The sequence below is a fragment of the Ferdinandcohnia jepli genome, from assembly GCF_047246645.1.
GTDB lineage: Bacteria > Bacillota > Bacilli > Bacillales > Bacillaceae_L > Ferdinandcohnia.
Genome location: NZ_JBFOKR010000011.1, coordinates 106,750 through 125,191 on the forward strand (window position 1 = coordinate 106,750; position 18,442 = coordinate 125,191).

Below are 18,442 nucleotides of genomic sequence, written 5' to 3' on the forward strand. Positions count from 1 at the left end.
ATTTGTTACACCTTTTAAAAATGGTTGTTTTTCTAATATTCTTAAGGTTTGAAAAGTATGTTAAACACTTGAAAAATCAGTATAAAAGGACTAAGATGTTATGTAGGTATCAAATAGCAATTTTCTATGACAAAAACAGTACAATTAATTGTACAACTATGATATCTTACGTGAAGGATATCACAAACTTTTTATCAATAAAAATAGAGGTAACAGTGGATGATAAGTATAAACTAACTACTGTTAAAAAAGAAAAGGTGGGCGTGATTTCGGTGAGAAAGCCAAAAGTCGTTGTATTAGGTGCAGGATATGGTGGTTTAACCACAACTGTAAACTTACAAAAAACATTAGGTGTAAATGAAGCAGATATTACACTTATTAATAAGAATGATTACCATTATGAAACAACATGGTTACATGAAGCTTCTGCAGGTACTTTACACCATGACCGTGTTCGTTACCAAGTAAATGATGTGATTGACCGTAGTAAAGTTAAGTTTGTTCAAGGAACAGTTTCTTCAATTAATCATGAAGAAAAGCGCGTTATTTTAGAAGATGGCGAACATGAATATGATTATTTAGTAATCGCATTAGGTGGAGAGTCTGAGACCTTTGGTATTAAAGGGTTAAAAGAATATGCATTTACTATTTCAAATGTAAACGGTGCACGTCAACTTCGTGAGCACATCGAATACCAATTTGCTACTTATAATACGGAAGATGAAAAGAAAGATGAACGCCTAACAATTGTTGTTGGTGGAGCAGGTTTTACAGGTATTGAGTTTTTAGGTGAACTTGGAAATAGAATTCCAGAGTTGTGCCGTGAATATGATGTCGATCAAAATAAAGTACGTGTGATTTGTGTAGAGGCAGCTCCAACTGCATTACCTGGGTTTGATCCAGAACTAGTTGAATATGCTGTAAATCACTTAGAACGCAAAGGTGTAGAATTTAAAATTGGAACTGCAATTAAAGAATGTACACCAGAAGGTATCATCGTTGGTAAAGATGATCAAACAGAAGAAATTAAAGCTGGAACTGTAGTTTGGGCAGCGGGTGTTCGTGGTAGCAGCATAATTGAGGCTTCAGGAATTGAAGCGATGCGTGGCCGTGTAAAGGTTGACCAACATTTACGAATTCCAGGACATGAAAATATTTTCGTCGTTGGAGATTCTTCTTTAGTAATTAACGAGGAAATTAATCGTCCTTATCCACCAACAGCTCAAATAGCAATGCAACAAGGAGTTGTAGTTGCAAAAAACATTGCAGTGCTTGTTCGTAACCAAGGTGAATTAGCAGACTTCGCATTTGATAATAAAGGTACTGTATGTTCTCTAGGTGAGAATGATGCAATCGGAGTTGTATTTGGTAGAAAAATCTGGGGTGCAAGAGCTTCCTTTATGAAAAAGGTAATTGATAATCGTGCGTTATTGATTATTGGTGGCCCTGGTCTTGTATTGAAAAAAGGTAAATTTAATTTCCTATAAGTGAAAGATAAAAAAGGAAGTGTGCTATTGCACATTTCCTTTTTTGATGAATGAATAGAATTATAATTAAGCAAAATAGTGAGAGAATAAACGAAAGAGGAAGAGATATTACTATGTATTCGCTTACATGAGTGGTTATTGTCTTATTTCCTTCTTTTCAAATGCACAAAAACATGATATATTATCAGAAAATTTAGATTTAACAAAATTTTATAGGGAGGGAACGTAATGAATAGTAAACAGCTTGAAACAAAGGATTGTCCGTATTGCTCAGGTAAGGGGTATTTTCAACTAATCCTTGGTGGTTCTGAAACATGCTCTTCCTGTGAAGGTAGCGGTAAAAAGTAATATTGGCAGTAAGGTGAAATTAATTGACTGGACATTCTCCCTTTAGTACACTAGGAATGATTTGTACTGGAGGTGAGCTGTCATGCCAATGAGTGTGCCTGTTTTAATTATATCTATGCTTTTGTTTTTAGTATTATTTTTTGGAATCGGATTCCTTTTAAACATGCTATTACGAATGTCGTGGATAATGACTATTATATATCCGATCGTTGCAATTGCTATCATTCAAGATGTTTCGTTTATTGATTACTTTACGTCACCAGGAAGTTCATTTAGTGCTCTATTCAATAATATAATATCCTTACAACCAGCTGATATCCTTGTTCTCGTTAGTGGACTAATTGGAGCTGTTTTATCTGGAATTGTGATCAAAATGCTTAGATCTAAGGGTTACCAAATGTTTTAGGAATTATTTTTTATCGAAAAATTCAGCTGAAAAATGTATATGCACAGAACGCAAGGGATTTTTTCTTGCGTTTTTTTGTGCTATTAAAAGGAATTAATTACCAATTTAATAAGTTATTAGATAGATTTTGGTTAATTTTCCACTCAAAACGAATATTTTCCTTTTTATTTGGAAACAAATAGACTCGTGAGAGGAGTGGAAACATGATTCATCTAAAAGTAATGGCAAAAAGAATTATCATGTCCATTTTGTTCGTATTAGCACTTTTTACAACGTTTCAATCATATTCTGGTGTTAAGGCAAAGGACCTTTCAGACTGGTTTGAGAAAAATATAACTGACGAAGTCCAACCAGTTGGTGAAAATTCTACTAAAAGGGTAGGATTGTTTACTAAATTTTTGAATATTGCTAGAGTAGAAAAAACTTCAATTTCTTCGAGCCAAAGTGTAGAAAGTTCAATCACACTAGAAGAAGCCATTGATTTCTCTAAATATCCAACGAAAACTGTAACTGCAACAGGTTACACTGCAGGAGTCGAATCAACTGGAAAAGATTCAAGTCATCCACAGTATGGAATTACTTACTCTGGTGTTAAAGTAAAGCGTGATTTATATTCTACTGTTGCAGCTGATTTAAACGTATTTCCAATTGGCACAGTTCTCTTTATTCCCGGTTATGGGTATGGAGTTGTGGCTGATAAGGGTGGAGCTATAAAAGGAAATAAAATAGATTTATATTACGATTCTGTAGAAGATGTGTACAAGCATTGGGGAAAGAAAACCCTTGATGTGTATATTATTAAAATGGGTAACGGTAAAATTACTGAAGATGAGATTGCTTCAATGAATGCAGATAAATCGATGCAGGTTTTTCGTCAACAAATCTTAGGTTCGAAAAGCTAATCAGAGTAAATTCTGATTAGCTGTTTTCATCTAGGTGAGTTTTATCAAGTAGCGGGTCATTTCCATCATCCTCAGGAAAAATCATTGGATGAATCAATGCAGCAAGCTTTTTTAAACCGAATAACAGTCGCGGAGAGGGTCTACAGTATAAAGGCTCTTCTAATAAATGGATGCGTTCATCTTTAACCGCAGGTAGTTCTGTCCACCCAGGTCTCTTTTTTAAGAGGGAAGGATTCATTCTATCCTGCTTAACTCCGACCCATGCCATACAAATATGATCGGGGTTCCTTTTTTCTACATCCTCCCAATCTGTTTGAACACTTGCTAATTCACATCAGCAAAGAGATTTCTTCCACCTGCAAGCTCACTGATTATTGTTAGCCAGTTTAATCTTCCAGGTGTAAAAACTGGTTTTAACCATTCCCAATATAAAGATGGCTTTTTGTCTTTAGGAATTTGAGTAGATAAAGTCCTATAGGTTTCAATAATGGAATTGTATTTTTCGACTATAACCTTGGCTTGCTTTTCTGAACCTGTGGCTTTGCCAACTGTCAGGAGATCATTTGCTATATCTTCAAGAGAATTTGGGTTAAGTATAATATGAGGGATTCTTCTTTTTTCTAACTCTTCAATATTTCGTTCCATTCCAGGTACACTTAATGACGCTAGTACTAAATCAGGTTTTAGTTCCTCAACCTTATCCATATCAATAGAAAGGTCCGGACCTATGCGTGGAAGATGGGAGATATCGTCGGGCCAATCTGAATAATCATCAATAGCTATTAGCTGTTTTGTAAGACCTAAATATTCAATCAATTCGGTATTGCTAGGACAAATTGAGATTAACTTCATCTTCTCTCCCCCTTCTCTGTTTTTCCTGTTAAGGTTTGATAAGTTTAACTATCAAAAGAAAAATTGAATTAATAAGTGGTGCTCACAGAAAATATAACACTAAGGTTAATAAAATTCCGCTTAATCCTCCAAAAAAAACTTCTATCGGTTTGTGACCTAATAATTCTTTTAAATCTTTTCTTTTTGCATTTTCATCGAGTCGCGGCCATAGCTTTGCTTCTTCAGCAAATCTTTGAAAATCTGCAACAAGTTTATTCAAGACCGTTGCTTGCTCTCCAGCATGTCTTCTTACACCTGATGCATCAAACATAACAATTACCGCAAAAACGGTAGCAATTGCAAAAAATGGAGAACCAACTCCTTGTTCAAGAGCAATACCAGTTGTTAGAGCAGTGACAGCGGCCGAATGAGAACTTGGCATACCACCTGTACTCGTGATCAATGACCAATCAATCTTTTTTGTAACAATAAACTGCAGGGGGACCTTAATAAATTGTGCAAACGCAATAGCAGCAAGTGCGGCCCATAGGGGGAAGTTTGTAAAAAGCTCCATTGTTTAGTCGTCCTCTCGTATGTATCACACAAATACTTTTATTACTTATAAGATTACGTAACAATTATTCTTGTAGCGGAATGTTTTTCCCACTCCTTATAAGTTACTATTATTATAAAAGAAAATGGGGGATGCTGTAAAATGGACCTTTATCCTCAAGAATATTACGAGTTTTTTATAAAGTTTAATGAAGGCGATTACTATACCTGTCATGATTTACTTGAGGAAATCTGGATGACAGAGAAAGGGAATCTCTTTTTAAAAGGACTCTTACAAATGACGGTGGCAATTTATCATTATGAATATGGAAATATAAAGGGTGCAAGGTTAATGATGGAAGCGGGCAAGCACTATCTACATCCATATCGACCGTTTCATTGGGGGATAGATTTGGAAGAGGTATTAAATTTTATAGAAAAATGTTTGTTAATTCTTCCAAAGGACAAAGACTCTGTACCGTTTGAAGAGGTTGATTCATTGCCTAAATTACCATCTTTGATACTATTTATGAGAGATGGAATTTAGGTACTCGAAGTATTTTGTGTTTTCCTTTATAATTTGAGATGAACACAATTCTGGAGGTGTAAGATGTTTAAAGTACTTAATGAAGTAAATGTTACAGAAAAACAGGAAGCATTAGTAGTAGGATTATTTGCGAAGAATCAAAAGACAACAGGACTTACTAGCGAGCTTGACACCCTTTTGGCAGGTCAAATAACTGAATTGTTAAAAGAGGGAGATATTTCAGCAAAGCACAATACCGTTTCTAAATTACATACACTTGGAAAAAGCGCTATAAAGCGTATTTATTTTGTTGGACTGGGTAAAGAAGAAGACCTAAGTTTTGAGAACTTACGTGAAGCTTTTGGAAAAGCTGTAAAATCGATTGCTGGAGCAAAAGTAGAAAGCTTTGCGATTGCATTGGATTCATTTGTAACTAATAGTGTTGATGTATTTGATGCAGCACATGCATTTGGTGAGGCTGTTTCATTAGCAACATATAAGTTCGCAGACTATAAACAGAAGTCAAATGAGCCTGAAAAGCATATTTCTGAGGTTATAGTTTATACAGAAAGTGACATTGAAGAGGTAGAAGCAAGTGTAACAGTTGGGTATGCATATGGTAAAGGTACCAATTCTGCACGTACCTTAGTAAATCTACCAGGCAATATGCTAACGGCTACGGATTTAGCAAACTATGCAGTGGAATTAAGTAAAAAGTATGAATTTGAAGTGGAGATTCTTGAAAAAGAAGATATGGAAAAACTCGGCATGGGTGCCCTATTGGCCGTTAATAAAGGCTCTGTTGAACCTCCTAAAATGATTGTTTTAAAATATCAAGGTAAAGACACTTGGGAAGATGTAATTGGCCTTGTTGGAAAAGGTATTACGTTTGATACGGGTGGCTACTCAATTAAGCCGAAAGATGGTATTGTCGGCATGAAGTCGGATATGGGAGGAGCTGCAGCAGTTTTAGGAGCAATGGAAGTTATCGGTGAGCTTCGACCTGAAAAGAACGTTGTAGCAGTAATACCTTCAACTGATAATATGATTAGCGGAGATGCTTTTAAGCCTGATGATGTCGTAACTGCTATGAATGGAAAGACTATCGAAATCCTGAATACAGACGCTGAAGGACGTTTAGCACTAGCAGATGGAGTAACATATGCTAAATTCCACGGAGCTTCTTATTTAGTTGATGTAGCAACGCTCACTGGTGGTGTTATCGTAGCATTAGGTAATGATATTACTGGTGCTATGACAAACGATGAAGAACTCTTCGAACAAGTATTAGAAGCTTCTATTGAAGCAGGAGAGCCAATCTGGCGTCTACCAATTACCGAAAATCATAAAAAACGTGTACGAAAGAGCTTAGTTGCTGACTTAAATAACTCACCAGGACGCGACGGCCATGCGATCTTCGCAGGTACCTTCATTGGTGAATTTGCTGAAGATACTCCATGGGTGCACCTGGACATCGCTGGTACTGCAACAACAACCTCTGCGCATGACCTCGGTCCTGCAGGAGGAACAGGAGTAATGGTACGCACACTAGCGACCCTAGTGGAGCGTTTTGGAGAAACAGGAGAATAAGTATTAGGGATTTTGGGGCTGCCATTGATTTGGCAGCCCTTTTACTATACATGAATGATTTAGTCATGGGCTGTTTAATCAACCGAATGAGCGCAGTGGGACGATTTGGGTCGATGAAGAGAGTTCTAATCGACCGAGCGAGAACATGAAGAGAGAGTTGGGTCGATGAGAGGAGTTCTAATCGACCGAGCGAGAACATGAAGAGTGATTTTGGTCGATGAGAGGAGTTCTAATCGACCGAGCGGGAACGTGTAGGGAGAGTTGGGTCGATAAGAGGAGTTCTAATCGACCGAGCGGGAACGTGTAGGGAGAGTTGGGTCGATGAGAGGAGTTCTAATCGACCGAGCGTGAGCATGGAGATTGAGTTGGGTCGATAAGGAGAGTTCTAATCGACCGAGCGTGAGCATGGAGATTGAGTTGGGTCGATGAGTTGTGTTCTTCAGCCATTCAGGATTCAGCCCCAGTGAAAGTCAAATAGAGAAGCATTCTATCAGCCATTCAAAGAAACTAAGCCTCAGTGAAAGTCATATAGAAGCATTTTATCATCCAATCAAAGGAACTCATGCCCAGTGAAAGTCACATAGAAGCATTTTATCATCCATTCAAAGGAACCCAGCCCAAGTGAAAGTTACATAGAAACATTTTATCATCCATTCAAAGGAGCCCGACCCCAGTGAAAGTAGCATAGAAGCGTTCTATTAACCATTCAAAGAAACTCAAGCACAGCGAAATTCACATAGAAGTGTACTATCAGCCATTCAAAGAAACTAAGCCTCAGTGAAAGTCACATAGCAAATTTCAACATCGCCGAAAAAGGTCACCATTCCCCATAAACCTCACAGGGATATCTCCCCTATGAAAAACAATCAATTACTCCCCACTTAAAGATAATCCCCGTCCCAAATGGAAATACTAACTAAATCCACACTTTCTGCTATAACACATTTTCTTCCATTGACAGCATTTTTACTTATATGATATTTTAGTTTAGTGATTTAGTTCTCTACCATTTTACCAAACTAAAGGAAAACTAAAATATATAACCTAAATACAAGGAGCTTTACACCATGAATGCAGTTTTGTTAGCCGTTTTTATTATGCTTATATTGAGTTTATTTCGAATAAATGTTGTTATAGCACTAGTTATCGGTGCATTTGTAGGAGGTATTGCTGGGGGACTAGATGTTCCAACAACTATCACTACTTTTACAGATGGCTTGGGAGGAAATGCTACTGTTGCTTTAAGCTATGCGTTACTCGGAGGGTTTGCGGTTGCCATTTCTAAAACAGGTCTTCCAGATGCTATGGTCGATTTGGCATTAAAAATTGTTGGGAAGGATGGAGACAGTAAACGAAAAGCATATTCAAAAGTGCTAATCGTTCTTATTATTCTAGCAATCTCAATTGCGTCTCAGAATGTAATACCTGTTCATATTGCGTTTATTCCTATATTAATTCCACCATTATTAAAGGTATTTAATGAGTTGCAAATTGACCGTCGTCTAATTGCAGTAGTTATTACATTTGGATTAACAGCACCTTATATCTTACTTCCTGTAGGATTTGGTGAAATCTTTCAAGGTATTTTGCAAAGGAATATGGCTGATAGCGGTTTAGCAGTCTCTCAAGGCGATATTCCAATTGCAATGCTTATTCCGGTAGGTGGTATGGTTATTGGATTGCTAGTTGGAGTCTTTATTTCATATCGTAAGCCGAAGAATTACAAAACAATCGAAGTTGAAAGTCAAATGTCAAATGAGAAAGTTTATACTAAAAAAAGTATCTTTTTTGCATTAATTGCGGTTCTGGTCTCATTGTCAGTGCAACTTTATTTGACTCAATCCTATGATGTAGATGGAATGATATTCGGTGCATTAGCGGGAATAGCTGTCATTTACGTTAGTGGATCCATGAAGTTAAACCAAGCAGATGAGTTACTAACTGGTGGTATGAAAATGATGGCCTTCATTGGTTTTGTCATGATTACTGCAGCTGGATTTGCGAATGTACTTCGAGCAACAGGTGATGTGGAAAGCCTCGTTGAAACGTCAGCGGGACTTATTAATGGAAATCAATCGTTGGCAGCACTAATGATGTTAATTGTTGGTCTGCTAATTACAATGGGAATTGGTTCTTCATTTTCAACCATCCCGATTATTGCTACTATATTTGTTCCACTATCTCTTGAGCTTGGGTTTAGTCCAATGGCTACAATTGCAATTGTTGGTACAGCTGCTGCACTAGGAGATGCAGGTTCACCGGCTTCTGATAGTACATTGGGTCCTACATCTGGATTAAATGTAGATGGCCAACATAATCATATTTGGGATACATGTGTACCGACATTTTTACACTATAACGTTCCACTGATTCTTTTCGGTTGGTTAGCAGCGATCATTTTATAAGTAATAATGAAAAAAGCCATGGGTCACATGGCTTTTTTACTTTCACTCGGCAATTGTCGAGCAATCTATATTTTGGAGATAAGGGGTATTTTCAACAATCTTTTATGATGCCTTTATAGTAGAATCAATACTGGCAACCTTTGAAGTACGGTTAACGGCACGATATATTCTAGGAGATATCAATGCTGCAAATATTGTAAATGCAATATCTTTTACTATAAACCATGCCATAACTCCCCATGCAGCAGCATAACTCATATCTACCTCTAACCAATAATTTAATGCAAAGTACATCCAGTTAGTCCCGATAAAATAATTCATAAAAAGGCCAACAAAAGCTGCTAGTGTAAACACTTTTAAAGTAGGTGTACCTTTCGACACTTCTACAATTTTTCCAGAGAAATAAGCAACTGCAATAAATGAGAGAATGAATCCACCTGTATTACCAAGAATCGCTCCGAAACCAGCGTCAAAGCCCGCGAAAACAGGTGCACCTGCGATACCAATTAACATATAAACAAGCATCGATATAGATCCTAATCTGCTTCCAAGCAATAATCCTGCTAAAACGGCAAAAAAGGTTTGCATTGATAATGGTACCCCTGCTACCTGTAAAAATGGAGCCCAAGAAGTAATATTTGCGCCGATTGCCATTAAAGCTGCAAACATACCAATAAAGGTGATGTCGACTGCACGAAAACGTGGTTTAGTAACTGCTGTCATTTTTATGTTAACCTCCTGTGTTATGTAGTTAACAAAAGAGTAAAACAATCATTTATATATGTCAACTATAATTTTTAAGTAGTTAACAAAAAAGCGAGTTTATATAAAAGGTTTGTTTACCATACTTGCTACAAAGGAGGTAATGATTTTTGACAGTTCAAGAACTAGAAGAAATATTCACAGTTTATGGATGTAGTCATCTTTATAAGAAATTAGAATTTCCACTATGGCTAACAGGCATAATGGATGAAGTTGAAATTGAGTTGTTAGAGGAATTTTTTGAGTCATATGATTTTGAGAATGTAGATAAAATATTTGTAGATGAATTTTTGTATCAGTTTCGAACATTCGTCATAGCTACGAAAAGTTTTTCGTAGGTTGTTTTCGTCAATTCTTACTTTTCTAATAAAATAAACCTTTGTCCAGAAAAAGAAAAAGTGTCAAGAGGGATGTCCTTAAAATATAATGCCCATATCCGAGTAAGTTGGGAGCGGTCGGAATGAGTATTGGAATACTATTAATGGGCCTTTTTGTCGGATTCTTAGTAGGATTAACCGGAGTTGGTGGGGCAGCATTATTAACCCCGTTTTTGATTCTAATTGGAATCAATCCGTTATTAGCAGTTGGCACTGACTTTGTGTATAATTCGATTACAAAATTTTTTGGTTCTGTACAGCATTTTAGGCAAAAGACAATTAACTTTACATTAGTAAAATATTTAGCAATTGGTAGTGTACCCAGTGCAATTATCGCAGTCATTTTGTTGCAAATATTTGGTGATTCAAGATACTTACAAGGGGAAATTGTGAAGCATGCACTTGGATATGTATTAATTATTGTAGCAATTACGACGGTTATTAAGACATTGTTTTTTACAAATATTTCTACAAATAAATATAGCCAAAAGCCAATCCGGGATAAGAAATCTGCAACAATTTTACTGGGAGCAGTTCTGGGCTTTATTGTTGGTTTAACTTCGGTAGGATCAGGCTCTTTATTTGCTCTGGCGATGTTATTGTTTTATAGATTACGTGCATCTGAACTAGTTGGAACAGATATTGCTCATGCATTTATTTTGGTCACAGTTAGTAGTTTCTTTCATATAGGACTCGGCAATGTTGACTTTCTGTTAGTAGCTAATTTATTGTGCGGATCGATTCCAGGAGTGTTGCTTGGAAGTTCTCTTTCAGCTAAGGTTCCTGTTAAGCCTTTACAAACAGTAATAGGGATTATTATTTTTATCAGTGGCCTTAAATTAATTACCAATTAAGCACTTAGTCTTAAAATTGCGCATTCATCTACCTTGGTGTAAAATTACACTAAGGTATTTTATATTTTAAAAACTAGGTGGTTTTTTTGTGGATAAAGAGCGTGTAACGCAACTACTTTCAGACAAGCTAAAGTTAATCAGAATTGAAAAAGGATATACACAGGATAAAATGGCTGAGATTTTAGGTATCTCTAAGAAAACCCTTGTTCAAATTGAAAAGGGACGTATTCAAGCAGGGTGGACATGTGTTGTGGCAATTTGTGCCTTATTTCGGGATAGTGAGATACTGCAAACAACTTTAGGGGAAGATCCAATTGATGTAATCGAGATTATTGGCCGCAATGGTATTGACCGAGCAAAGGAAAGAACTCTTGGTGGTAAGATCTGGTGGAATGATATACAAAAGGTAGGTAAATTACGCTTACAGCAAAATCTCATTAGTCAGCATTATCGTATTTTAGATTCAAATAATTATCGCTGGTATTCATCTTTTGATAAAGATGAAGCACAAACACGCTTGCTGGAACTTTCAGAGGAATGATGGAGGGCTACTGTCTATGTAGCCCTTTTTATTTCTTGTTATTACTTCTATTTCTTCCATTTGAAGGACTATTTGCTGTTTTTTCCTTCATATACGTTGACGAAGTAAGATTGTTGTTCATAGATGCTTCTTCATTTAATCTTTCTTTATTAGCCATTTCAACCTCCATTAAATGAATGTCTAATATATATAATGTATTTTAAAAACATTTACACATTAGTTTTTAGTAGCACCTTTATATAATCAATGGTCAATACTGTATTCGTCGTATCTTTCGTTTAGATATCTGTTTTCACCCGTAGCAAAGTTGATATTACGTAAATCAAGTTCAGGATCTAATTGATTTACGAGTTGTTCTTCTTTGCTTTGAGTCATGTTTAGAAATTCTCTATCTCTGTTTTCCATTAGTAAACCTCCTCGTTTTCTTATCTTGTCTAAACAGAATATATTTCATTCTAATAAAATTTGAGTAACACAATAATGGTAATCCTTAAATAGTAAAAATTACAAAACCAAAAAAAGAACGTTAGGTTAACATACCCTACGTTCAAAATTGACTATACAACTATCTCCAACGTAATGCGATTGTTAATTGGCAACAATCCGTTGAGCCTACTTTTGAAGAAAGCTTTAAGTTTATACCATCCGGGTTAAAAGAGGTGTTCACTTCGGACTTAATTCCTGTTGATTTTAGTAGTTTATTTACTTCATTTAAGTTTGATGCTTGAGCGGCTGCCATTACTTTTTTCGCAAATGGTTTTGAAGTTGCAAGATGGTTTAAAATATGACTTGCATCTTTCATTAAACCTTGCATTGAAATAGCGGATTCATTGAAAAGAGTTGGGTCAGTTTCAGGTAATTTTCGATAATAGGGATGATACTGATACGTGGGATATTCGTAATAGTCATTGAATACCGGCTGTCTAGTAAGATTAGAATAATATCCTGGGTACATTACGGTTATTGGTTGTCCTTGGTTACCAAAAATATAGGGATTATGAATCAAGCTTATACCTCCCTTGTTAAAAGTCATTTTTAATATATGTTACTTTATATTCAAGGTGCTTAATTTTCAGAAAATACACCTTGCTCCATACCATAAGCTTGACTAGTCTAGATGTCCCTTTTCTTGTATAATAGTGGATGTTTGGCATACTAAGATACATAGTAAAGAGGAATCTTAAGTTCCCATGCAACTAGAGGTACTTGATGAAGGAGGAGTTAATATGAAAGTTGGTTTAGTTGGTCTTGGAAAAATGGGCTATAATCTTGCCTTAAATATGAAGGATAAAGGACATGACGTTATTGCTAATGATGTGAATCAAGATTCTTTACAGGCTATTGCAAAAGAAGGAATTGCAACAGCCGCATCAATAAAGGAGTTAGTAGATTCCTTACAAACACCAAAGGTTGTTTGGTTAATGGTGCCTGCAGGAGAAATTACTGAAAATGTGGTAACTGAGGTAGCGAGTCACTTATCTGCTGGAGATATCATAATTGATGGAGGTAACTCAAACTATAAGGATACTCTAAAGCGTGGTAAACTTCTAAGTGAAAAGGGTATATATTTACTTGATTGTGGAACAAGTGGTGGAATGGAAGGAGCACGTAATGGGTTATGTGCAATGATTGGTGGAGAAAAGGAAGCTTTTGACCATGTGGATCAATTATTTGCTGACCTATCAGTAGAAAATGGGTATTTATATACCGGAAAACCTGGAAGCGGCCACTACTTAAAAATGGTACATAACGGAATTGAATACGGTATGATGCAAGCAATTGCCGAAGGTTATGAGATATTGGATAAAAGTGAATTTGATTATGATTACAAGGAAGTATCAAGAGTTTTCAATAATGGGTCAGTTATACGTTCATGGCTAGTTGAATTACTTGAAAATGCTTTTTCTAAAGACCCTAAATTAGAAGCAATCAGGGGAGTTATGAACTCTTCAGGTGAAGGGAAATGGACAGTGGAAACAGCGCTAGACCTAGAAGTTGCTGCCCCAGTCATTACAATGTCATTATTGATGCGTTATCGCTCTCAGGAGAATGATACATTCCATGGCAAGGTTGTTGCTGCACTTCGAAATGAGTTCGGTGGACATGCTACCGTGAAAAGTGAATAATACAAAAAGAGCTGCCATTTGTTTTGGCAGCTTTTTAACTGTAAAGGATTAGAGAACAATCTTCTGAGAGTCTCAGCAATAGCATCTATCAATTCCTTCTCAATCCTAATGTACGAAAAACAATCTTTTCCCAAACTTTCCATGGAAGTAATTGTTTAAGAAGGATGCTATTCTTTACACCTTTTCCGACTGGAAAACGTAACTTATATAGCCTTGGTTCATTGGCAATCTTTACGATTAAATGTACGACATCTAGAGGATTCCCATATTTAGTACTGTCTTTCTCGAGCTTTAATTCGATTCTTTTCATCATAGCTTGGTAAGGTGAAGAAGATAATAAAGACTTTTCGGCAATTTTTTTACCGCTACTCCAAATATTCGTCTGGTAAGACCCTGGTTCTACTAGGGCTACGTCAATACCAAATGGATTCACTTCCAAACGTAGACATTCGCTCCAGCCTTCTAAAGCATACTTTGATGCAACATAAGGTGAAAGTCCAGGAAAACCAATTTGACCACTAATACTGCTAATATTTATTATTTTTCCACTTTGACGTTCTCTCATAAAGGGTAATACGACTTTGGTAACTTCTATAACGCCAAAGAAATTAGTCTCAAATTGAGCTTTAAATTCAGGTAGGGATACTTCTTCGGAGAATCCACCGGTAGCAAATCCTGCATTGTTTATTAATATATCAACCCGGCCAATTTTTTGCAGTTCAGATTTGAGTACATTAAGTGTTAATGCTTTCGTAACGTCTACTTCTAAAAACTGTATGTATTGCTTAAGATCATCCGACTTTAAAAGTTCTAAGACTTTTTCCTTTTTATTGAGGTCTCTCATTGTTGCTATAACAAAGTATCCTCTTCTGACGAATTCAATCGTGGCCAATAGCCCGAATCCACTTGAAGCTCCTGTAATAATGACAACTGGTCTCTCCACATTTATCCCCCCACATTAATTTTAAGGTTATAACGAGTGAGATACCAGAATTAACTGAAAAAAAATAATTTCTATTTATATCCAATTATATTTATAATAAAGGAAGAGTAATACCTCAAAGCGTAATTTGAAACAAAATCTATTTGATTGTAAAAGGTGTAAACACTGCGAGAATAGGAACATAAAACTATATTCGCCGCTTCCTGCGTTCCTTACCTAATCATCAGTAGGAGGAACTGATTGAGGTTTTAATGTAAGCTCACTTAAAATGAAGGTTGGGATAACCGTTGGGTATTAATGATGTGGTAAGCATTGTTAGGGAACTAGGCTATATAGGGCTTTATTTTTGGTTGTGGTTTGGTGCATTTGCTATTCCAATTCCTAATGAGGTAATTGTTTCAGCTATTGGTTTCTTTGCTTCTGAGAACGTTCTAATACCTTGGAAATTATTTATCATTACATATGTTGGAATACTTGCAGCAGTAACAACTAGCTATTTCCTTGGACGCTTTGCAGGTAAAACTGTTCTTCTGTTTATTAAAAAAAGGAGTAAGTCTCAACGAAAGTTTGAAAGGGCACGTTTGCTTATTGAAAAACATAACGTATTTGCTTTAGCTTTTAGCTATTTTGTGCCAGGCCTTCGAATAATTATTCCGTTTTTATTTGGTTTCAGTAAATTATCGTTTTTGAAATTTACTGCCATATTATACCCGGCGATTTTTATATGGGTTTCAATGATCTTTTCTGTTGGATTCTTTGCAGGTGATGAATTTATTACAGTTTTCCTTAAATACTACGAAATTGTGATTGCTGGACTAGTTGGTATAGCAGTTGTATATATAATGATAAAAATTAAGCGTATGCGTAATGTAAGAAAGCTTTCTCATTAATCCAATTGTTTAGCGATTGATAAGTATACCGATAATGCTTATAGATTGAGATAAAAGGATGTGAGAGAGTGAAAAAGATTCATTGTGCTATTATTACTCTTTTTCTATTGGTTGGATGCTCAGTTGAAACAGAGGACCAAGGTAAGAGAGAAGCGATAAAAGAAACACTATCAACTCCTACGATTGTTGCAACGGATTTACAAATACCTTGGACGATTACGAAAACAAATGGTGCTTTTTATATTACCCAGCGTATTGGGAAAATCTTTGAAATTGACGAGGCAACAGGAAGTAAAAAACAACAAAGTCTTAGGCTAACAAAAGAGGTACTTCATGAGGGGGAAGGGGGACTATTAGGATTCGCCCTAGCACCTGATTTTGATGATTCTCGCTTAGCTTATGCATACCATACATATTTAGAGAATAATAAAATATTTAATAGAGTAATCTTAGTTGAAAAAGCTGGAGATACCTGGGAGGAGAAAGCAGTACACATAGACCGTATTCCAGGCGGTATAATTCATAATGGAGGGCGTTTACGAATTGGCCCCGATATGAAATTATATGTAACTACTGGGGATGCGGGTGTAGCTGATTCTGCTCAAGACCCAAGGGGACTAGCAGGTAAGATACTCAGACTTAATCTTGATGGATCTATCCCACAGGATAATCCATTCACTAATTCTTATGTGTATTCCTATGGGCACAGGAATCCTCAAGGTTTGGCGTGGGATGACGCTGGCACATTATACAGCACTGAGCATGGCCAAAGCGCACACGACGAAATAAACATAATTAAACCGGGACAAAATTATGGTTGGCCACTTATCCAAGGAGATGAGGAAGCGCCAAATATGATTAAACCTCTCTATCATACAAATGAATACACATGGGCTCCATCAGGTATTGAACAACTTAACGGAAAATTGTATATAGCAACCTTAAGAGACTCAAAAATAAGGAGCTATGATTTAAAGACTGGTAAAATTGACGTTATGCTAGATATAACGAGTCGAATGAGAGATGTCTTTATCCAGAATGGAACACTCTTTACAATTACAAACAATCGGGATGGTAGGGGCACTCCAAAAAAAGGGGATGATAAGTTACTCTCGATTACAGGGATAGGAGATAGACAGTAAAACATAATTTAACTTTAATCAGCAGAAGTCCCCTACTTCTATAAGTGGGGCATGAATGTAAAAGAGTATACAATTCAGTCGGGGTTCAAACTCCGACTGAATAAAGTTAAGCCTTCGGCGGATGCCTCGATTTTTAAAAGGAAATTTTACGAGCAAGCCCGAAAAAAAATCGGGCGCAAATACGCCAAGGCGCATTTGATTATAAATGGGGGAGAAAAAATGAAAGAAATGAACACATTGCTAGACGCACTAGGAATTATAGTGGACGAAGTAACAGAAGAACGTGTAGTTGCAACAATGCCTGTTGACGGACGTACTCGACAACCATTTGGGATTCTACATGGTGGTGCATCAGTTGCGCTAGCAGAGACAGTTGCAAGTATTGGAACGTATAACTTAGTTGATCAAGAAACGGAAGGCTGTGCAGGTCTAGAAATAAATGCAAACCACATCCGGCCCAAAAGCGAAGGAACTGTAAGAGCAATTGGAACGCCATTACATAAAGGAAGAACAACAATGGTGTGGGATATTAAAATAGTTGATGAAGATGAAAGACTTATTTGTGTGTCACGCTGTACTGTAGCTATTATTAAGCTGAAAAAATGATATGTAAAATGAAAAAAGCGAGACAATTTTGTCTCGCTTTTCCTATTGGTTCATTTCTCTCTTCGTTGGTTGTTCTTTTAGTTTTAGGTCGTCCTGGCCACTTTTCTCCCAAAGTGGGACTTTCGAATTATAGGCAGCCCTACTAATTAAATGTCCTGCAACTGGTGATGTCATAAACACGAAAACAATCCCCAAGATTACTCGAGCATTCATGTATCCTTCAATTACCCAGAAGTACAAAAACGTACCCAACAAAATGGAGAGAACTCCTAGTGTTGCACTTTTTGAAGCAGCATGATTTCTTGTGTACACATCAGGAAGTCTTACTACACCGATAGCACTTAGAATACTAAGTAACGAGCCAAATAAGATGATGATCCCAAATAAGATTTCAAGAGTCTCTTTCACGCTCAATCACGACTCCTTTCTCAAGAAACTTCGAGAAAGCTACCGTCCCAACAAAGGCAACGATTGCAATTAATAAAATTACTTCAAGAAAGGAATTTGAACGTAATAGTATCGAAATGATAGCTGTGATTCCAATTAGGTTAATACCAATTGCATCTAACGCTATAACTCTATCTGGTACTGATGGTCCTTTTACAACACGGTAGATGTAACCGACAGTTGAAGCCGATAAAAATAATAATGCAAAATGAAGTAATGTATCAAACATTATCGGCTCACCTCCATTATTGCTTTCTCAAAAGTATTTTTTATAGAATGAATTGCATCATCAACATCCTTTAAGTCCATTGCATGGACGTATAACAATTTCCGGTCATCCGATATGTCAACTACTAACGTTCCAGGAGTAAGCGTAATTAGATTTGCCAGCGTCATAATCTCCCAGTCTTTTTCTAATTCAGTTGGTAATGCAAAGATTCCAGGAGTAATATCCAACTTTGGTTTAATAATGACTTTAAAAATTTCATAGTTGGATAAAATTAATTCTCTAATAAAAATTAATAACAACTTTACTAGGGCAAATACATTCCATAGGTAGAAGCGAGTCGGGAAATACCTTCGTAATACAAAAATAAGAAGCAACCCAATTAAATATCCACCGAAAAAGGAACCAAAGTCATATGAATTGCCCAAAAACATCCAAGTAATCGCGATAAAAATATTAAGTAATAACTGCATTGCCATAT

At 36.4% G+C, this 18,442-nt stretch carries 23 protein-coding genes and 1 pseudogene; 14 read left to right on the top strand and 10 right to left on the bottom strand.

Features of this window, described 5'->3' with window-relative positions; all coding sequences use genetic code 11:
• Positions 1-263 precede the first annotated feature (263 nt).
• The 4 genes from AB3M96_RS13310 to AB3M96_RS13325 all read left to right on the top strand — a co-directional run bounded on the left by AB3M96_RS13310 (position 264) and on the right by AB3M96_RS13325 (position 3,143).
• On the top strand, positions 264-1,487 hold the full coding sequence (locus AB3M96_RS13310; protein ID WP_412968183.1) for an NAD(P)/FAD-dependent oxidoreductase: 1,224 nt from the start codon (positions 264-266) through the stop codon (positions 1,485-1,487).
• A gap of 228 nt (positions 1,488-1,715) precedes the next feature.
• Positions 1,716-1,835: a YuiA family protein gene (locus AB3M96_RS13315; protein ID WP_412968109.1), complete on the top strand. Its 120-nt coding sequence runs from the start codon at positions 1,716-1,718 to the stop codon at positions 1,833-1,835.
• A gap of 88 nt (positions 1,836-1,923) precedes the next feature.
• Positions 1,924-2,241, top strand: coding sequence for a YuiB family protein (locus AB3M96_RS13320; RefSeq protein ID WP_412968184.1), 318 nt, complete (start codon positions 1,924-1,926; stop codon positions 2,239-2,241).
• A 203-nt stretch (positions 2,242-2,444) separates the two neighbouring features.
• Positions 2,445-3,143: a 3D domain-containing protein gene (locus AB3M96_RS13325; protein ID WP_412968110.1), complete on the top strand. Its 699-nt coding sequence runs from the start codon at positions 2,445-2,447 to the stop codon at positions 3,141-3,143.
• Positions 3,144-3,159: 16 nt separating this feature from the next.
• Here AB3M96_RS13325 and AB3M96_RS13330 read toward each other — a convergent pair.
• Both AB3M96_RS13330 and AB3M96_RS13335 read right to left on the bottom strand, forming a co-directional pair.
• A pseudogene (locus tag AB3M96_RS13330) lies at positions 3,160-3,995 on the bottom strand (cobalamin-binding protein).
• 82 nt (positions 3,996-4,077) lie between these two features.
• On the bottom strand, positions 4,078-4,548 hold the full coding sequence (locus AB3M96_RS13335) for a divergent PAP2 family protein (protein WP_412968111.1): 471 nt from the start codon (positions 4,546-4,548) through the stop codon (positions 4,078-4,080).
• Positions 4,549-4,689: 141 nt separating this feature from the next.
• Between AB3M96_RS13335 and AB3M96_RS13340 the strand changes: the two genes are divergently transcribed.
• From AB3M96_RS13340 to AB3M96_RS13350, 3 genes are all read left to right on the top strand, one after another.
• On the top strand, positions 4,690-5,073 hold the full coding sequence (locus tag AB3M96_RS13340) for a DUF309 domain-containing protein (protein ID WP_412968112.1): 384 nt from the start codon (positions 4,690-4,692) through the stop codon (positions 5,071-5,073).
• 63 nt (positions 5,074-5,136) lie between these two features.
• The gene (locus AB3M96_RS13345) at positions 5,137-6,642 is read left to right on the top strand and encodes a leucyl aminopeptidase (protein ID WP_412968113.1); all 1,506 of its coding nucleotides are present in this window, start codon (positions 5,137-5,139) and stop codon (positions 6,640-6,642) included.
• A 1,067-nt stretch (positions 6,643-7,709) separates the two neighbouring features.
• A complete protein-coding gene (locus tag AB3M96_RS13350; RefSeq protein WP_412968114.1) occupies positions 7,710-9,047 on the top strand; it encodes a Na+/H+ antiporter family protein in 1,338 nt (445 codons plus the stop codon).
• A 102-nt stretch (positions 9,048-9,149) separates the two neighbouring features.
• Here the strand turns inward: AB3M96_RS13350 and AB3M96_RS13355 are convergent, their stop codons facing one another.
• Entirely contained in the window at positions 9,150-9,770 is a 621-nt protein-coding gene (locus tag AB3M96_RS13355; protein WP_412968115.1) for a biotin transporter BioY, read from the bottom strand.
• 149 nt (positions 9,771-9,919) lie between these two features.
• On the opposite strand from AB3M96_RS13355, the gene AB3M96_RS13360 reads away from it, so the two are divergent.
• The 3 genes from AB3M96_RS13360 (at position 9,920) to AB3M96_RS13370 (ending at position 11,581) form a co-directional block, all read left to right on the top strand.
• Positions 9,920-10,147 carry a hypothetical protein gene (locus AB3M96_RS13360; protein WP_412968116.1) on the top strand — a complete coding sequence of 76 codons (228 nt, stop codon included), beginning with the start codon at positions 9,920-9,922 and terminating at the stop codon, positions 10,145-10,147.
• Positions 10,148-10,269: 122 nt separating this feature from the next.
• On the top strand, positions 10,270-11,040 hold the full coding sequence (locus AB3M96_RS13365) for a sulfite exporter TauE/SafE family protein (protein WP_412968117.1): 771 nt from the start codon (positions 10,270-10,272) through the stop codon (positions 11,038-11,040).
• A gap of 88 nt (positions 11,041-11,128) precedes the next feature.
• Complete coding sequence (locus AB3M96_RS13370) at positions 11,129-11,581, top strand: helix-turn-helix domain-containing protein (protein ID WP_412968118.1); 453 nt, start codon at positions 11,129-11,131, stop codon at positions 11,579-11,581.
• Positions 11,582-11,609: 28 nt separating this feature from the next.
• On the opposite strand, the gene AB3M96_RS13375 is transcribed toward AB3M96_RS13370, so the two are convergent.
• The 3 genes from AB3M96_RS13375 to AB3M96_RS13385 all read right to left on the bottom strand — a co-directional run bounded on the left by AB3M96_RS13375 (position 11,610) and on the right by AB3M96_RS13385 (position 12,587).
• Positions 11,610-11,738 carry a hypothetical protein gene (locus AB3M96_RS13375; protein WP_412968119.1) on the bottom strand — a complete coding sequence of 43 codons (129 nt, stop codon included), beginning with the start codon at positions 11,736-11,738 and terminating at the stop codon, positions 11,610-11,612.
• A gap of 86 nt (positions 11,739-11,824) precedes the next feature.
• Positions 11,825-11,986, bottom strand: coding sequence for a hypothetical protein (locus AB3M96_RS13380; protein ID WP_412968120.1), 162 nt, complete (start codon positions 11,984-11,986; stop codon positions 11,825-11,827).
• 160 nt (positions 11,987-12,146) lie between these two features.
• Entirely contained in the window at positions 12,147-12,587 is a 441-nt protein-coding gene (locus AB3M96_RS13385; protein ID WP_412968121.1) for a YuzC family spore coat inner layer protein, read from the bottom strand.
• Positions 12,588-12,807: 220 nt separating this feature from the next.
• Here AB3M96_RS13385 and gnd point away from each other — a divergent pair, with 220 nt between their 5' ends.
• Positions 12,808-13,707 carry a phosphogluconate dehydrogenase (NAD(+)-dependent, decarboxylating) gene (gene gnd, locus AB3M96_RS13390; RefSeq protein ID WP_412968122.1) on the top strand — a complete coding sequence of 300 codons (900 nt, stop codon included), beginning with the start codon at positions 12,808-12,810 and terminating at the stop codon, positions 13,705-13,707.
• 88 nt (positions 13,708-13,795) lie between these two features.
• On the opposite strand, the gene AB3M96_RS13395 is transcribed toward gnd, so the two are convergent.
• Positions 13,796-14,650, bottom strand: a complete 855-nt coding sequence (locus tag AB3M96_RS13395; RefSeq protein ID WP_412968123.1) for an SDR family oxidoreductase — start codon at positions 14,648-14,650, stop codon at positions 13,796-13,798.
• Positions 14,651-14,937: 287 nt separating this feature from the next.
• Here AB3M96_RS13395 and AB3M96_RS13400 point away from each other — a divergent pair, with 287 nt between their 5' ends.
• From AB3M96_RS13400 to AB3M96_RS13410, 3 genes are all read left to right on the top strand, one after another.
• On the top strand, positions 14,938-15,540 hold the full coding sequence (locus tag AB3M96_RS13400; protein WP_412968124.1) for a DedA family protein: 603 nt from the start codon (positions 14,938-14,940) through the stop codon (positions 15,538-15,540).
• Between the two features lie 68 nt (positions 15,541-15,608).
• Entirely contained in the window at positions 15,609-16,682 is a 1,074-nt protein-coding gene (locus AB3M96_RS13405) for a PQQ-dependent sugar dehydrogenase (protein ID WP_412968125.1), read from the top strand.
• Between the two features lie 219 nt (positions 16,683-16,901).
• Positions 16,902-17,288: a hotdog fold thioesterase gene (locus AB3M96_RS13410; protein WP_412968126.1), complete on the top strand. Its 387-nt coding sequence runs from the start codon at positions 16,902-16,904 to the stop codon at positions 17,286-17,288.
• 42 nt (positions 17,289-17,330) lie between these two features.
• On the opposite strand, the gene mnhG is transcribed toward AB3M96_RS13410, so the two are convergent.
• From mnhG to AB3M96_RS13425, 3 genes are read right to left on the bottom strand one after another with little or no spacing between them, the layout of a single operon-like run.
• Positions 17,331-17,696 carry a monovalent cation/H(+) antiporter subunit G gene (gene mnhG / locus AB3M96_RS13415; protein WP_412968185.1) on the bottom strand — a complete coding sequence of 122 codons (366 nt, stop codon included), beginning with the start codon at positions 17,694-17,696 and terminating at the stop codon, positions 17,331-17,333.
• Positions 17,680-17,964, bottom strand: coding sequence for a Na(+)/H(+) antiporter subunit F1 (locus AB3M96_RS13420; protein ID WP_412968127.1), 285 nt, complete (start codon positions 17,962-17,964; stop codon positions 17,680-17,682). The genes mnhG and AB3M96_RS13420 overlap by 17 nt, the downstream gene beginning before the upstream one ends.
• Positions 17,964-18,440, bottom strand: coding sequence for a Na+/H+ antiporter subunit E (locus tag AB3M96_RS13425; RefSeq protein WP_412968128.1), 477 nt, complete (start codon positions 18,438-18,440; stop codon positions 17,964-17,966). The genes AB3M96_RS13420 and AB3M96_RS13425 overlap by 1 nt, the downstream gene beginning before the upstream one ends.
• Between the last annotated feature and the right edge of the window lie 2 nt (positions 18,441-18,442).

What these genes read in the sequence shown, in the direction of transcription:
- AB3M96_RS13340 (WP_412968112.1), top strand. Translation starts at nt 4,690, where the DNA reads ATGGACCTTTATCCTCAAGAATATTACGAGTTTTTTATAAAGTTTAAT.
- AB3M96_RS13355 (WP_412968115.1), bottom strand. Translation starts at nt 9,770, where the DNA reads ATGACAGCAGTTACTAAACCACGTTTTCGTGCAGTCGACATCACCTTT.
- AB3M96_RS13345 (WP_412968113.1), top strand. Translation starts at nt 5,137, where the DNA reads ATGTTTAAAGTACTTAATGAAGTAAATGTTACAGAAAAACAGGAAGCA.
- gnd (WP_412968122.1), top strand. Translation starts at nt 12,808, where the DNA reads ATGAAAGTTGGTTTAGTTGGTCTTGGAAAAATGGGCTATAATCTTGCC.
- AB3M96_RS13325 (WP_412968110.1), top strand. Translation starts at nt 2,445, where the DNA reads ATGATTCATCTAAAAGTAATGGCAAAAAGAATTATCATGTCCATTTTG.
- AB3M96_RS13420 (WP_412968127.1), bottom strand. Translation starts at nt 17,964, where the DNA reads ATGTTTGATACATTACTTCATTTTGCATTATTATTTTTATCGGCTTCA.
- AB3M96_RS13410 (WP_412968126.1), top strand. Translation starts at nt 16,902, where the DNA reads ATGAAAGAAATGAACACATTGCTAGACGCACTAGGAATTATAGTGGAC.
- AB3M96_RS13425 (WP_412968128.1), bottom strand. Translation starts at nt 18,440, where the DNA reads ATGGCAATGCAGTTATTACTTAATATTTTTATCGCGATTACTTGGATG.
- AB3M96_RS13320 (WP_412968184.1), top strand. Translation starts at nt 1,924, where the DNA reads ATGAGTGTGCCTGTTTTAATTATATCTATGCTTTTGTTTTTAGTATTA.
- AB3M96_RS13335 (WP_412968111.1), bottom strand. Translation starts at nt 4,548, where the DNA reads ATGGAGCTTTTTACAAACTTCCCCCTATGGGCCGCACTTGCTGCTATT.
- AB3M96_RS13380 (WP_412968120.1), bottom strand. Translation starts at nt 11,986, where the DNA reads ATGGAAAACAGAGATAGAGAATTTCTAAACATGACTCAAAGCAAAGAA.
- AB3M96_RS13350 (WP_412968114.1), top strand. Translation starts at nt 7,710, where the DNA reads ATGAATGCAGTTTTGTTAGCCGTTTTTATTATGCTTATATTGAGTTTA.
- AB3M96_RS13365 (WP_412968117.1), top strand. Translation starts at nt 10,270, where the DNA reads ATGAGTATTGGAATACTATTAATGGGCCTTTTTGTCGGATTCTTAGTA.
- AB3M96_RS13315 (WP_412968109.1), top strand. Translation starts at nt 1,716, where the DNA reads ATGAATAGTAAACAGCTTGAAACAAAGGATTGTCCGTATTGCTCAGGT.
- AB3M96_RS13375 (WP_412968119.1), bottom strand. Translation starts at nt 11,738, where the DNA reads ATGGCTAATAAAGAAAGATTAAATGAAGAAGCATCTATGAACAACAAT.